This window comes from Streptomyces sp. NBC_00178 (assembly GCF_036206005.1).
In the GTDB taxonomy this organism is placed as follows: Bacteria; Actinomycetota; Actinomycetes; order Streptomycetales; family Streptomycetaceae; genus Streptomyces.
Window position 1 is genome coordinate 6,826,421 of sequence record NZ_CP108143.1, and the last position, 13,370, is coordinate 6,839,790.

General features: G+C 71.5%; 11 protein-coding genes and 1 pseudogene. 6 read left to right on the plus strand and 6 right to left on the minus strand.

The window, feature by feature from the left end; translation table 11 throughout:
* Positions 1-85: 85 nt before the first annotated feature.
* Complete coding sequence (locus OHT61_RS29985; protein WP_329042497.1) at positions 86-1,768, plus strand: MFS transporter; 1,683 nt, start codon at positions 86-88, stop codon at positions 1,766-1,768.
* Positions 1,769-1,885: 117 nt separating this feature from the next.
* Here OHT61_RS29985 and OHT61_RS29990 read toward each other — a convergent pair whose 3' ends face one another.
* The 3 genes from OHT61_RS29990 to OHT61_RS30000 form a co-directional block, all read right to left on the minus strand.
* Positions 1,886-2,482 (minus strand): N-acetylmuramoyl-L-alanine amidase, encoded by a 597-nt coding sequence (locus tag OHT61_RS29990; protein WP_329042499.1) that lies wholly within the window; start codon positions 2,480-2,482, stop codon positions 1,886-1,888.
* Positions 2,483-2,589: 107 nt separating this feature from the next.
* On the minus strand, positions 2,590-3,879 hold the full coding sequence (locus tag OHT61_RS29995) for an SWIM zinc finger family protein (RefSeq protein ID WP_329042502.1): 1,290 nt from the start codon (positions 3,877-3,879) through the stop codon (positions 2,590-2,592).
* The gene (locus tag OHT61_RS30000; protein ID WP_329042504.1) at positions 3,876-6,779 is read right to left on the minus strand and encodes a DEAD/DEAH box helicase; all 2,904 of its coding nucleotides are present in this window, start codon (positions 6,777-6,779) and stop codon (positions 3,876-3,878) included. The genes OHT61_RS29995 and OHT61_RS30000 overlap by 4 nt, the downstream gene beginning before the upstream one ends.
* A gap of 254 nt (positions 6,780-7,033) precedes the next feature.
* Here OHT61_RS30000 and OHT61_RS30005 point away from each other — a divergent pair, with 254 nt between their 5' ends.
* From OHT61_RS30005 to OHT61_RS30015, 3 genes are all read left to right on the plus strand, one after another.
* Complete coding sequence (locus tag OHT61_RS30005; RefSeq protein WP_329042507.1) at positions 7,034-8,098, plus strand: fatty acid desaturase family protein; 1,065 nt, start codon at positions 7,034-7,036, stop codon at positions 8,096-8,098.
* 92 nt (positions 8,099-8,190) lie between these two features.
* Positions 8,191-8,373: a hypothetical protein gene (locus tag OHT61_RS30010; protein WP_327111752.1), complete on the plus strand. Its 183-nt coding sequence runs from the start codon at positions 8,191-8,193 to the stop codon at positions 8,371-8,373.
* 32 nt (positions 8,374-8,405) lie between these two features.
* Positions 8,406-8,912, plus strand: coding sequence for an MOSC domain-containing protein (locus OHT61_RS30015; RefSeq protein WP_443049582.1), 507 nt, complete (start codon positions 8,406-8,408; stop codon positions 8,910-8,912).
* Here OHT61_RS30015 and OHT61_RS30020 read toward each other — a convergent pair.
* A pseudogene (locus OHT61_RS30020) lies at positions 8,909-9,558 on the minus strand (MFS transporter). The gene OHT61_RS30015 and the pseudogene OHT61_RS30020 sit on opposite strands and share 4 nt — an antisense overlap.
* A gap of 316 nt (positions 9,559-9,874) precedes the next feature.
* Positions 9,875-10,432 (minus strand): TetR/AcrR family transcriptional regulator, encoded by a 558-nt coding sequence (locus OHT61_RS30025; protein WP_329042509.1) that lies wholly within the window; start codon positions 10,430-10,432, stop codon positions 9,875-9,877.
* A gap of 95 nt (positions 10,433-10,527) precedes the next feature.
* Here OHT61_RS30025 and OHT61_RS30030 point away from each other — a divergent pair, with 95 nt between their 5' ends.
* Together OHT61_RS30030 and OHT61_RS30035 are read left to right on the plus strand one after the other, a co-directional pair.
* Positions 10,528-11,577, plus strand: a complete 1,050-nt coding sequence (locus OHT61_RS30030; protein ID WP_329042510.1) for a zinc-binding dehydrogenase — start codon at positions 10,528-10,530, stop codon at positions 11,575-11,577.
* Between the two features lie 124 nt (positions 11,578-11,701).
* Complete coding sequence (locus OHT61_RS30035; protein ID WP_329042511.1) at positions 11,702-12,199, plus strand: GNAT family N-acetyltransferase; 498 nt, start codon at positions 11,702-11,704, stop codon at positions 12,197-12,199.
* Between the two features lie 104 nt (positions 12,200-12,303).
* Here OHT61_RS30035 and OHT61_RS30040 read toward each other — a convergent pair whose 3' ends face one another.
* Positions 12,304-13,191 carry a hypothetical protein gene (locus OHT61_RS30040; RefSeq protein WP_329042513.1) on the minus strand — a complete coding sequence of 296 codons (888 nt, stop codon included), beginning with the start codon at positions 13,189-13,191 and terminating at the stop codon, positions 12,304-12,306.
* Positions 13,192-13,370: the final 179 nt, after the last annotated feature.

Genomic DNA, 13,370 nt, shown 5'->3' on the forward strand with positions numbered 1-13,370 from the left:
TTCGAATGGCGGACCTGTCCGACCCGTTTTAACGTCAACGAGTGAACGATTCCGAGCAATGCCGACTCGTATGGCACGGAGCGCTATGACACATTCCGGACCGAATTCCGCAACCGTCGCCGAATCCCCTCAGCGGGGGCACGGCAACGGAATCGCGCTGCTCGTCATCGCCTCGTGTCAGCTGATGGTCGTTCTCGACATCACCATCGTGAACATCGCTCTGCCCCACATCCAGAGTTCGCTCGGCTTCTCGACCGAGAACCTCTCGTGGGTCGTGAACGCCTACACCCTCACCTTCGGCGGGCTACTGCTGCTCGGCGGACGCCTGGGCGACATTCTCGGCCGCCGCCGGGTCTTCATCTTCGGCGTCCTTCTGTTCGTACTGGCCTCTCTCCTCGGCGGCCTCTCGCAGGACGCCTGGCAACTGCTCGCCTCGCGCGCACTGCAGGGCGTGGGAGGCGCGATCGCCTCGCCGACGGCCCTCTCCCTCATCACCACGACCTTCCGTGAAGGGCCCGAGCGCAACCGTGCGTTCGGCGTGTTCGCGGCCGTCTCGGCGGGCGGGAGTGCCATCGGGCTGCTCGCGGGCGGCGTGCTGGTGGAGTGGCTCGACTGGCGGTGGGTCTTCTTCGTGAACGTCCCCATCGGCCTGCTGATCGCGGTCGCGACCCCGCGGTACATCAAGGAGTCCGAACGCCATCCGGGCAACTTCGACATCCTCGGCGCGCTCACCTCCACGCTCGGCATGGTGCTGCTCGTGTACGGCTTCATCAGGGCGTCGGAGGACGGCTGGACCGACTCCCTGACCATCGGAGCCTTCGCCGGGGCCGTGGTCTTCCTCCTGATCTTCCTGGCGGTGGAGAGCCGGTCGAGACAGCCGATCACACCCCTGCACATGTTCCGCGACCGTAACCGCGCCGGCACCTACGGCATGATGCTCTGCCTGTCCGCGGCCATCTTCGGGATGTTCTTCTTCCTGACGCTCTTCGTGCAGAACATCCTCGACTTCAGCCCGCTGCGGGCGGGTCTGGCGTTCCTGCCGGTGAGCGTGATCATCGCCATCAGCGCGGGTATCGCCTCCCAACTGCTGCCGAAGTGGGGGCCCAAACCCTTCCTGGTGGTGGGCGCGATCTTCGCCGCCGCCGGACTCGGATGGCTGACCCTGACCGATGTCGACAGCACCTACCTGGGCAGTATTCTGGGGCCCCTCCTGGTCTTCGGCTTCGGCATGGGCATGCAGTTCGTGTCGCTCACACTGATGGCGGTCTCCGGTGTCGCGCCCCGGGAAGCGGGCGCGGCCTCGGGGGTGCTCAACGCCACGCAGCAGGTGGGCGGATCGCTCGGGCTCTCCATCCTGGTCACCGTGTTCGGTACCGCCAGTCGCAACGAGGCCAAGGACCAGCTCCCCAAGTTCCTGGCGGAGTCGACCCCGGCCCAGCAACAGCGGTTCCGCAGGACGGAGCAGCTTCCTTCGCCCTGGGGCGACCAGGTGCTCGCGTCGGGCGTCTCCCAGGCCTTCGTGGTGGCTGCCGTCTTCTCGGCCGTGGCCGCGGTCATCGCCCTGCTGGTCATCCAGGTGCGTGCCTCCGACCTCGAACGCCTGCGGGGCGGCGGGGACATGGGGCCGGCCATGGCGGACGAGGCCGATGCGGCGGCGGGAGGAGCGGCACCCGGCGGTGGTTCCGGCCACGGTGAGCCGGACGGCGGAGGCGACGGACCGTCGATGCGGAAGAGGGACGGGGACGAAGGCTCCCCGCCACCTGGCTAGCATCCCCTTCGGACCGCCGGACCGCCGGACCGCCGGACCGCCGGATCTCCGGATCGGCGCTTACCCGTTCCCCGGATCTCCGGTCGTCCAGCCGGCGGAGGGGCTGCCCCGTCGACGTCAGCGGCCGTTGCCGGGAGCTCGCTCGACGAGGCGCATGTAGCGCTCCCAGTCCCAGTCCGCGCCCGGATCCGTGTGGTCGCTGCCCGGTACTTCGTGGTGGCCGATGACGTGCGCGCGGTCCCTGGGCAGGCCGTAGCGGTCGCATATGTCCGCGGTGAGGTGCGCCGACCGCTCGTACATCACCTGGGTGAAGTAGGAAGGCCGGTCCACCCAGCCCTCGTGCTCGATGCCGATGCTGCGGGTGTTGTAGTCCCAGTTCCCCGCGTGCCAGGCGATGTCCCGTTCGCGCACGCACTGGGCCACGAAGCCGTCCCCCGAGCGCACCACGTAGTGGGCGGACACGTGGCTGGCCGGGCCCGCGAAGATGCCGACGGTCTCGGTGAACGCCTGCTGCGCGACATGGATGACGACCCGGTCGACCCGATGGTCCGAAGGCCTGTTCGCGGACGTGCGGTTGGCCGGGGACGCGGGAAACCACTGCGCCTGCGGGTAGTCCGCGGCCGCCGTCGGCACGGCCCCCGCGCGGACCGACGCCGGGAGGAACGCCGCCGTGGCGGTGACCGCGGCGCCCTGAAGGATCCTTCTGCGCCGCATCGGTGCTCCTGTGGTGGGATTGATCATGGTGTACGGCTGGAAGACGCGCCCTCCCGGCTCACGGTTCCCCGCACCCGGAGGACGCGTCCGCGCCAGTGGGCCCGGGCTCAGCCGGAGGTCACCGCCGCCAGGGCCGCCGCGGGGTCCGTGTCCGCGGGCCCCGTCGCTGTCCAGCGGCCCCGCACCTTGCGGTACGGCCACCAGCGTCCGTCGCGGCCGTAGCGCAACTGAACTCCCGAACCCTGCACGGTCCAGCGGTTGTTCACCCTGCGGAAGTCCGGAGCACCCTCGTCCTCCCACCCCGCGGCGAGTTGCCTCTCCGCCCGCGCCAGGTCCTCCGGACCGGGCTGCCACGCCTCGTCGTGGACCGACAGAGCCGCGCTCCCGCCGTGATGCCAGGCCCGCACGGCGTCGTCGAGACCGGACGCCTGCCTGCCCGAGGCGGACACCAGGCGCTCCCTCACGGCGGGTGGCGCGGGCGGGTCTCCGGCCGCCATGCGCACGGCGTCCTCGGCGGGAGTCAGCTCCGCCACCGGAGCGCGGAGTGCGTGACCTGCGGCGAGCGCGTCCACCAGCATGGCCAGGGCTCGCGCGGCGCTGTCCGCCGCGAGGAAGGCCAGCGCGTCCGGGTCGACGTCCCCGCCGGGCGCCGTCCCGGTGTCCAGCGACGGTGGCGTACCCGGTTCCTCCGGCGGATCCGGCGGCGGGGGGAGAGGCGGCAGGATGTCACGTGCGGCGAAGACCTCGTCGGCCCGCACCCCTTGCGCCGGCCCGCCGGAGAACTCCTCGACGTCCCTCCCGGGACCCACCGCACCGGCGGCACGCGCCATGCTCCGGGCCTGCAGCTCGTCGAGCAGCCGCCGCTCGCCGCGCCCCCGCAGGAGCAGCAGTACGAAGGGGTCCTGATCCAGGAGCCGCGCCACCTGGTAGCACAGGGCAGCCGAGTGCGGGCAGTGGTCCCAGGCCTCACAGCCGCACTCCGGGTCCAGGTCGCCGATACCCGGCAGCAGCTCGACCCCGGCGGCGGCCGCGTCCTCCACCAGGTGCGGCGGCATCTCACGGTCGAGCAGCGCCGCGATGTGCCCGGACCGCTCGGTGGCCATGTCCAGGAACCGCTCCCATTCCTCGTCGCCGAGCTCCTGGAGCAGCACATCACTCCGGTACGCCGTGGAGTCGCGGTCCTGCACCACGGCGGTCAGCCGGCCGGGCCGCACGGACACCGCGCCCACCCGGCCCTCCCGTGCCAGCCTGCGGCCCTTCTTGAGCTGCGCCCCGTCCAGCGCCGTGTCCTCCAGCGCCTTCAGCCACGCCCGTCCCCACCAGGACGCGGCGAAACCGCGGCCCTGCGTGGGCGGCAGACCGGCGAACGTACGCTCCGGCTCGGAACTCCCACTCATCGTGCGCCCCCTCGCAGCTCGACCAGGTCGGCCAGCTCGGCATCGGTCAGTTCCGTCAGCGCGGCCTCGCCGCCGCCGAGCACCGCGTCCGCGAGCCCCTGCTTGCGGGCCAGCATGGCGGCGATCCGGTCCTCGATCGTCCCCTCGGCGATCAGCCGGTGCACCTGCACGGGCTGGGTCTGCCCGATCCGGTACGCCCGGTCGGTGGCCTGCGCCTCGACCGCAGGGTTCCACCAGCGGTCGAAATGCACGACGTGGCCGGCCCGGGTCAGGTTGAGGCCCGTGCCGGCGGCCTTCAGCGACAGCAGGAACACCGGTGCCGCGCCGGCCTGGAAGCGGTTCACCATGGCTTCCCGCTCCGCGACCGGGGTTCCCCCGTGCAGGAACTGGGTCGGCACCCCCCTGGCCGCCAGGTGCTGTTCCAGCAAGCGCGCCATCCGGACGTACTGGGTGAACACCAGCACGCTCGCCCCCTCGGAGAGGATCGTGTCGAGGAGTTCGTCGAGGAGCTCCACCTTTCCGGACCGGTCCACGATCCGGGGTTGCTCCTCCTTGAGGTACTGCGCCGGGTGGTTGCAGATCTGCTTCAGCGCGGTCAGCAGTTTCACGATCAGCCCGCGCCGCGCGAAGCCGTCCGCACCGGAGATCTCGGCGAGCGTCTCGCGGACCACCGCCTCGTACAGCCCGGCCTGCTCCGGCGTGAGGGACACGGCGCGGTCGGTCTCCGTCTTGGGAGGCAGCTCGGGGGCGATGCCCGGGTCGGACTTGCGGCGGCGCAGCAGGAACGGCCGGACCAGCGCGGCGAGCCTCTCGGTGGCCGCGGGGTCGTCACCTCTCTCGACCGCGCTCGCGTACCGGTCGCGGAACGTGCCGAGCTTCCCGAGCAGTCCCGGCGTCGTCCAGTCGAGGATCGCCCAGAGCTCGGACAGGTTGTTCTCCACCGGGGTCCCGGTGAGCGCGACGCGCGCACCCGCACCGATGGTCCGCAGTTGCCTGGCGGTCGCCGAGCGGGGGTTCTTGACGTGCTGCGCCTCGTCGGCGACGACCATGCCCCAGGAGGCCTGTGCCAGCCGGGCGGCGTCCAGACGCATGGTGCCGTACGTGGTCAGGACGAACTCGCCGGCGGCGACGCCGTCCAGCGAGCGCGAGGGACCGTGGAAACGCCGGACGGGAGTGCCCGGGGCGAACCGCTCGATCTCCCGCTGCCAGTTGCCCATCAGGGAGGTGGGACAGACGACGAGCGTGGGCCCCGCGGTCGTCCCCGCCTCCTGCCGGTGCAGGTGCAGCGCGATGAGCGTGATGGTCTTGCCCAGCCCCATGTCGTCCGCCAGGCAGCAGCCGAGGCCGAGCGAACTCATCGTCACCAGCCAGTTCAGGCCGCGCAGCTGGTAGTCGCGCAGGTCGGCGTCGAGCGCGGCCGGCTGACCCACCACCTGCGCCGTGGACGACTCGGGGTCCGCGATGCGCGCCCGCAGCTCTTCCAGCCAGCCCGTCGCGGACACCTGGACCCGGCGTCCCTCGACGTCCGTGGCACCCGTCAGCACGGCGCTCAGGGCGTCGACCGGAGTGACCTTGCGGTCCCGGGTCCGCCGCGCGAGACGTGCCTCCTCCGGGTCGATCAGCACCCAGCGGTCCCGCAGCCTGACCAGGGGCCTGCCGGCCTCCGCGAGCCGGTCGAGCTCCTCCCGCGTCACCTTCTGATCGCCCAGCGCGAACCACCAGTCGAACGCCAGCAGGGCCTCGGGAGACAGGAAGGACGGAGCCGCCGCGCGGGGCCCGGCTTCCGCCGCCCCGTCGTCGCCCGTGCCGTCCTCAGCCGTGCCGGCCTCAGCGGGGCCGATCACCGCCCGTGCTGTGAGCCTCCGCTCCAGGTTCCTCGGCCAGTGCACCTGTACGCCGGTCGCGGCGAGCGCCCGGGCGGCCGGACCCAGCAACTCCGCGACCTCCTCGTCCCCCGGCTCGACCGCGTCCGGCACCGCGGCGGACAGGAGCGGCGCCAGCGGCTGCCACGCGCGCGCCGCCCGGCGCAGGGCGAGCAGGGCGTCCATACGGGCGCGCGGGCCGAGAAGTGACGCGGCGTGGGAGCGGCCCGCCCACACGTCCGCGGCGTCGGCGACGAGAGAGGGGTCCCGGACGCCGTGTACCTGCAGGACGACACGGAAGGACGGCGCCTCGCCGGAGCCGTCCTCCCCGGCTTCCGCTTCGGCGAGCCCCGAGATCTCGACCCGCAACGAGAGGCGCACACCGGCATCGTGTCCGGCCGCCACGTCGGCGGCCCACAGCCGCAGCCCGGGCAGGTGCCGGGCCTCCCGCGCGGCGAACGCCGGCGAACCCGCGACCGCCCGGGCGGCCGGACTCCGGGGGAGCCCGTCCACCACCGCGTCGAGGAACGCCCGCAGCAGTGACTCCGGTTCGGGCAGCAGGAGCGGATCGGCCGCCGCGTCCAGGGGAACCGCGTGGGCGTCGGGTGGCATCGAAGCCGCCAGGACCCTGATCCGTTCCATGTCCTGGGCCGTCAGGGGGCCGGCACGCCAGGAGTCGTGGTCGGTTGCGCTCAGCCCCGGCAGCAGGAGCCCGCGCGCGACCAGTTGGAGTGCGAGCACGCCCGCTGCGCCCCAGAAGGCGGCGGACGGAGAGGCCTCGGCACCGACCCGCGCGCGCGTCAGGACCGGCAGCGCGTCCTTCACCGGCACGAGCAGCGCCGGGACCACGTCGGGGCGGACGTCACCGCCGACGACGGTCAGTTCCCCGGGACGGCCCGGACCGTCGGGAGGGGTGCCACCGTCCGGGTCCCAGAACGCGATCAGCCCGGTACGGGCCGGGTCCGCGGGGAGGAAGACCGCGGAGCAGCGGGACAGTTCGGTGATCTCGTCGAGTGTTGCCGCGGAGAGCCTGTGCACAGCGATCGCAAATTCCTCAAATTTGACTAGTGAGCCTGGGGCCGCCGAGGGTACCCCACCCGAGGCCGGTGCCGGGAGAAGTGCCTGGTGCCCCCGCCGGGTCATGCCCGCCGAGCCGCGGGGTGCAGCTCTCCCCACCACCGGACACGGGGGATTCCCCCCGCACTGCCGGGGTGATGGCGCCATAGCCGCCACAGGCCTGCTCTTCGTACGTTTTACCAGGTCAGAGCAGATGCCCAGAAACCGGAGACGTCATGCCCCAGGCGGTAGCAGCCACCGTTGCGCCAGACCCCCGAGCCGAAGCGGGCAGTCCGGCGGACCCGCCGGCCGCAGGCAGTGATTTCGCGCCGCTCCTCAGGACGGTGAAAGGCCAGGGCCTCCTGGAACGGCGGACCGGCTGGTACGCCAGGGGGATCGCCGTGAACCTGGCAGCCCTCGGAGCGGTGATCTCCGGCATGGTGCTCCTGGGTGACACCTGGTGGAACGTCGTCCTCGCGCTGCCGCTGGCCGTCCTGTGGACCCGTACCGCCTTCTTCGGGCATGACGCGGGGCACGCCCAGATATCAGGCGACCGCAAGGCCGCACGGATCATCGGACTCGTGCACGCGAACCTGTTCCTGGGCATGAACGAGGCCTGGTGGAACGACAAACACGTACGCCACCACGCGAACCCCAACCACGTCGACAAGGACCCCGACGTCGGCGTCGGCGCCCTCGTGTGGACCCGGAAGCAGGCCGCGCAGCGCCAGGGACTGGCCCGCCGGCTCACCCGGAACCAGGCACGCCTCTTCTTCCCGATGCTGCTGCTCGAAGGCATCGCCCTCAAGATCTACGGCTTCCAGTTCCTGCGGCGCCAGCCCCTCCGGGAGCGGGTCCTCTCCGGTGCTCTGCTCGCCGGCCACCTCGCCCTGTACGCCGCACTGCTGCTGAGCACGATGTCCCCCGGCAAGGCCGTCGTCTTCGCCCTCGCGCACCACGCGCTCTTCGGACTCCACCTGGGCATGGCGTTCGCCCCGAACCACAAGGGCATGGAGATGCCCGACCCCGACGGCGACCGGTGGAGTCACCTGCAGCGCCAGGTCCTCACCTCGCGCAACGTGCGCGGCGCCGTGCTCACCGACTGGTTCCTCGGCGGCCTGAACTACCAGATAGAGCACCATCTCTTCCCGAGCATGCCCCGGCCCCACCTGCGACTTGCCCAGCCCTTGGTGAAGGCCCACTGTGAGTCCATCGGCATGCCCTACACGGAGACCGGCCTCGTCGAGTCCTACCGGCAGGCCCTGCGGCACATGCACGAGGTCGGGGAGCCGCTGCGCTGATTCCGGCACCTGTGCCCAGGACCCGGAACCGACGGGGACGCACACGCGTTCACACATCAGGAGCGGCTCCGGCCGCGAAGGAGGCACGGATCATGTCGAACGGTGCAAAGATCGCCATCGGGGGAGTCGTCGCGGCAGTCGTCCTGATTCCGTTCATCGGTTTCTGGTGGTCGCTGCTGGTGCTCATCGGGGTGCCCACCGTGGGCTACCTGATGCTCGATCCGTCGCAGAGGCGCAGGCTCCGCAGGATCGGTCGCAAGGAGATAGGACGCTGAACACCAAGGTCGAGGCAGTAAGCAGCAACGGCGTGTACTCGTTCACCAAGCCGAACAGGGACAGCATCACGCTGCTGGCCGGGCTCGGAGTGCAGGGCGACGTACACGCCGGAGTCACGGTCAAACACCGCTCGCGCGTCGCACAGGATCCGACCCAGCCCAATCTGCGCCAGGTCCACTTCATCCACCAAGAGCTCTTCGGCGAACTGCGGGAGGCCGGGTTCGAGGTCGCCCCGGGCGACCTCGGGGAGAACGTCACCACCAGCGGGATCGATCTGCTCGCGCTTCCGGTGGGGACGCTGCTCCGGCTCGGCGAAGAGGCTGTCGTCGAGGTGACGGGGCTGCGTAACCCCTGCCTGCAGATCGACATCTTCCGGGACGGACTCCTCAAGCAGGTCGTCGGCCGGGCTGACGACGGCACCGTGGTCCGCAAGGCGGGGATCATGGGGATCGTCGTGACGGGCGGGACCGTGCGGCCCGGCGACGAGATCCACGCGGAACTCCCCGCCGAACCGCACCGACCGCTGGAGCGCGTCTAGCACTGCCCGGCGGCTCCGGGCGGGGCGCGGTCCAGCGGCCACGCGGTGGGCAGCGCGACAGCGATCAGGAGCGCGCTCGTCCGGAGCGGCCCGAGGTCCCCGGCCGTCGTGCCGAGCGTGGTCGCGGCCGGTGAAGGCGCCCGCATTGAGTGCCGCGGTCGCATACGAGCCGGCCATCATGGGAGCTTGTGCTGCTTCGTGGAGGACACGCGTGACGAGTGTGCTACCCAGAGCGAAGGACAGTGCGCCCAGCAGGAACACGAGGGTGCACATCAGGGCGGGCCTGTCGGCCGGCACGGCCGGCGCCCGTCCCTTCTTGTCGGGCGCGACCAGCGTGGCGGCGGCGGTCAGTGCGACGGCGAGGAACCCTGCGTTCGCGAGTGCGGTGACGACTCGGGTCGCGAGCAGGACCGGGAAGCCGGTGGTGACGGCACCCGCGGCGTGAGCTGCCGCGAAGGTGAGAACGCATGCGAGAAGGCTTGAGCGCCTGGGCCGGTTCCGGGCGAGAGGCGCCACGAATGGGGGCGCCTACGGCCATGCCGATCGCGAAGGCCGGGGTGAGTGCGCCGGCGGTCCCGATGCTGACGTCGAGATCCGAGGCGATGTCCGGCAACAGACCGGCGAGCATGAACTCCGAGGTACCCATGGCGACCACCGCCACGGCAAGCAGGTACAGCGGGAGAGGCGTCGAAGGCTCCGGGTGAGGAGAAGCGCGAGAGGAAGGTCATCTCGTCACCGCGGCCGGCCCCACAGGCACACTCGTCGCATCGCGCATCGCGGACCACGATGCAACGGCAGGGCTACGAGCTCAGGACCTCTGGGGGCTGACGGCGTGACCGAAAGCCCCCACCTCATCCGACTCGGGACTCGACATGGCTCGCACGCCACCCGACCGGCATCCGTCGGAGCATCAGGGTTTCACCGGCAGTGGCCTGCACCGGCATCGTCGTGTCCCGCTCCGTCTAGTGGCGAGGAGACAAGGCGGCGCGGACCAGAACGCGTGCCGCCTCGATGCTCTCCGGGAGGCTGTCGAGCGGGAGGGGCTGCGTGGCGAGAGCGCCCTCGTGCAGCACGAGAAGCCGGGTGGCCAGGGCAGCCGGGCGCGAACAGCCCGCCGCGGTGGCGAGTTCGGTGAACACTTCCAGCAGCCAGAGTTTCTGGTTCGCCGCGATGCGGTACGCGGGATGCGAAGGATCCGGGAGTTCGGCCAGCGCGTTGATGAAGGCGCATCCGCGGGTGTTCGTCCCGCTCCAGGTCCGCAGCGCCTCGAAGGGCGCGGTGACCTTCTCGGCGGGGGAGTCGACGGCATCGACGGTGGCACGGACCAGCGTTCGCCAGCGCTGGTCGCGCTCCGCGAGGTAAACGCCGACGAGGTGGTCCTTCGAGCCGAACCGGTTGTACAGGGTCCGCTTGGTCACCCCGGAGTGTTCGGCGATCAGATCCACGCCGACCGCCGTGATTCCCCGGTTGTAGAACAACTCCTCCGCGGCGGCCACGATGCGCCTGCCCGCCGGCGTCATGGGCCGCGCCTCCTCCACCGTGAACCCCTTCACTGATCGGTGTACCGTGGGTGGTGATGTTCACCGATCAGTATACCTGGCGGAAGGTCTCATCGATGAGTGCGTCCCAGTCCATGCGAGCGGTGCGGATCACCCGGCACGGAGGGCCGGACGTCCTTGAACCGGCGGAGGTGGCCGTCCCCGCCCCACGAGCCGGAGAAGTGCTGGTCGAGGTCAGCGCCGTAGCCCTCAACAACACCGATCTGTGGACCCGGGAGGGTGCCTACGGCGTTCCGGGAGACCCGGAGGCGCGGTCGGGCTGGCGCGGCCCGATCACCTTTCCGCGTATCCAGGGCGCCGACGTGGCCGGCCGCGTCGTGGCCGTCGGGCCCGGGGTGGAGGTGAGCCTGACGGGACGCCGCGTGGTCGTCGACCCCGCGACGTACGACTCCGAAGGGCCGGACGCCAATCCGGTGGGCTTGATGGGGAGCGAACGCGACGGCGGCTACGCCGAGTACGTGACGGCGGCGGCGGAGCGCGTCCACGACGTCACCGCATCCCCCCTCACGGACGACCAGCTCGCGGCACTGCCCACCGCCTACGGCACCGCGCTGGGCATGATCGAGCGGGGCCGGCTGCGGAAAGGGGAATCCGTCCTGGTCTCCGGAGCGTCGGGCGGCGTGGGCCTCGCGCTGGTGCAGATCGCCCGTGCGCGCGGAGCGAAGGTGCTCGCCATCAGCAGCGGACCCAAGGTCGACGCAGTGCGCGAAGCAGGCGCGCACGCGGTCGTCGACCGCGCGGCAGACATCGCCGAGCAGGTCCGTGCCGCCGCCCCCGAGGGCATCGACGTCGCACTCGACGTCGTGGCCGGCGGGCTGGTGAGCGAGGGGCTTCCGCTGTTGCGCGAAGGGGGCCGGTGGGTCATCGCCGGTGCACTCGGCGGACACGGTGTCGCTTTCGACGTGCGTCGCCTCTACCTGCACAACGCCCAGCTCATCGGGTCCGCGATGCATACGCCCGCACACTTCGACCTCCTCATGGACATGGCCCGCCGGGCGGAGGTCCAGCCCGTCATCGCCGCCACGTTCCCACTGGAGCGGGCGGCCGAGGCGCAGAAGGAACTCTCCCGCAGGGCGCACGTGGGCAAGATCGTCATGCACCCCTGAACCGCATGGGTGTCGCGTCCGGCGTCTCTCGACGTGGAGGGCGGCGCGGGCAGGTCGCGGACGAGCCGGTGACGGACATCCGGCCCGGCGGGGCATGTCAGTGGCGGGGCGTATGGTCCGGGCCATGAACGCCCTCCGCCTCGAAGCATGGTCCGAAGCAGGTCTGACGATCCTGCACCGCCAGAACACTCCCGGGATGACCGAGCACGTCGGAGGGCCCGAGACCGAGCAGGCGGTCATCGCCCGCCATCAGCGTTACCTGGGTCTTGAAGGCGGCGAGATGCTGATCGTCCGCCTCGGAGACGTGGCGATCGGTTCGGTCGGGTACTGGGAGCGCGAATGGGGTGGTGCGGACGTGTACGAGACCGGATACGGGATCCTCCCCGAGTTCGGCGGTCACGGATACGCGGCCGAGAGCCTCCGGCTGGCCGCGGATCGGGCGGCGGCACGTGGCACACGGCGTCACCTGCACGCGTTTCCCCACGTGGACCACGCGGCGTCGAACGCGGTGTGCCGCAAGGCGGGGTTCGAGCTGATCGGCGAGGTCTCCTTCGAGTACCCCAAGGGCACCTGGCTGCAGTCGAACGACTGGCGGCTCGACCTGAGTGCCCTCGGCGTCTGACCGCACGCGACGGGCAGGCGCACGACGCCGGCACGACCGCCGACCGCCGACCGACCAGGCGTGGACCACGCCCGGTCCGGTCCGCGGGGCCCGCTGTCCGCCTGTCAGTTCGGCCGGACAGCGAGTTCGTCGAGCGACTTCAGCAGCCCCGGAAGTTCCGGGCCGCGCCCCACGGTCATGATCTCGCCCGGTTCCTCGTCCAGCAGGACGAACGCGATGTCGTCGGTCCTGGCGACCAGGGACCAGCCTGGCCCGTCGACGCGCAGGGTGCGCGCCCCGCCGGGAGCGAAGGCGGACCGGATCCGGCCGGGCGGGGGCGGGGAGACGACGTAGGCGCGAGCCGCCTCCAGCGCCGCCCGTACGCCGGGGTGCTGTCCGCCCTCGGCGCCGGTGGGGTCCGCGTCGTCATCGGCCGCAACGTCCCCGGCCGTGCCCTCCGCGGCAGGAGCCCCGCCGGACGCCTCGGGCTCGGCGGGGCGGCGGCCGAAGGCGGTGTCGTCGTCGATCTGGTCCCGCCAGGCCGACCACTGCAGGGCTATCTCGTCCGCTCCCAGCCGCCTCTGCGGAGCCCCCCAGGTGTCCGTGTCCGGGGGCGTCAGCGCCGCGGGCCCTTCAGCCTCGGGGTCCGGATCCGGGTCGTGCGGTTCGGGCACGCCGGGGGCGGCCACCGCCAGTGCGAGCGGCCAGCCCGGCAGGGCGCAGACCACCGTGCGGTCGTCGGGGGACAGGTCGTACTCCATCCCGCAGTCCCACGAGGCGATGGCGACGGCCACCAGCGACACGTCGTCGACGACAACCGTCCAGCGGGCACCCCCGCTGTCCTGACCCAGCACGAGCCCGTAGCCCTCGGCATAAGGTTCGAGCCCGAGCTCCGCGCACGCGGCCACGTAGTCGTCGCCGAGCACGCTGGGGTACTGCGCGGGGGTCAGCAGCACCGCCGTCAGCACGAACAGTGCGTCATCATCGGCGACCGTGTCGTCCGTCCCTGTCACAGCACCCACCCTCATCCCTCGTCGCTTGGTCCGTCGGCCCGCACCTTAACCACCCGGTAACCCTGTCGTCGAGGCCCTGACAAGCGGGAACGGCCACCCTCCTCCCTCCCCGGGCCGGGAGGGGACACGCCGCGACACCCTCGTGCCCTGGCGGCGGGCTGCCCGGCACCCATAGGGTT

Bases quoted from the DNA above. Each gene is read 5' to 3' on its own strand.
- OHT61_RS30030 (WP_329042510.1), top strand. From the start codon at position 10,528: ATGAGTGCGTCCCAGTCCATGCGAGCGGTGCGGATCACCCGGCACGGA.
- OHT61_RS30010 (WP_327111752.1), top strand. From the start codon at position 8,191: ATGTCGAACGGTGCAAAGATCGCCATCGGGGGAGTCGTCGCGGCAGTC.
- OHT61_RS30005 (WP_329042507.1), top strand. From the start codon at position 7,034: ATGCCCCAGGCGGTAGCAGCCACCGTTGCGCCAGACCCCCGAGCCGAA.
- OHT61_RS30025 (WP_329042509.1), bottom strand. From the start codon at position 10,432: ATGACGCCGGCGGGCAGGCGCATCGTGGCCGCCGCGGAGGAGTTGTTC.
- OHT61_RS29995 (WP_329042502.1), bottom strand. From the start codon at position 3,879: ATGAGTGGGAGTTCCGAGCCGGAGCGTACGTTCGCCGGTCTGCCGCCC.
- OHT61_RS29985 (WP_329042497.1), top strand. From the start codon at position 86: ATGACACATTCCGGACCGAATTCCGCAACCGTCGCCGAATCCCCTCAG.
- OHT61_RS29990 (WP_329042499.1), bottom strand. From the start codon at position 2,482: ATGCGGCGCAGAAGGATCCTTCAGGGCGCCGCGGTCACCGCCACGGCG.
- OHT61_RS30035 (WP_329042511.1), top strand. From the start codon at position 11,702: ATGAACGCCCTCCGCCTCGAAGCATGGTCCGAAGCAGGTCTGACGATC.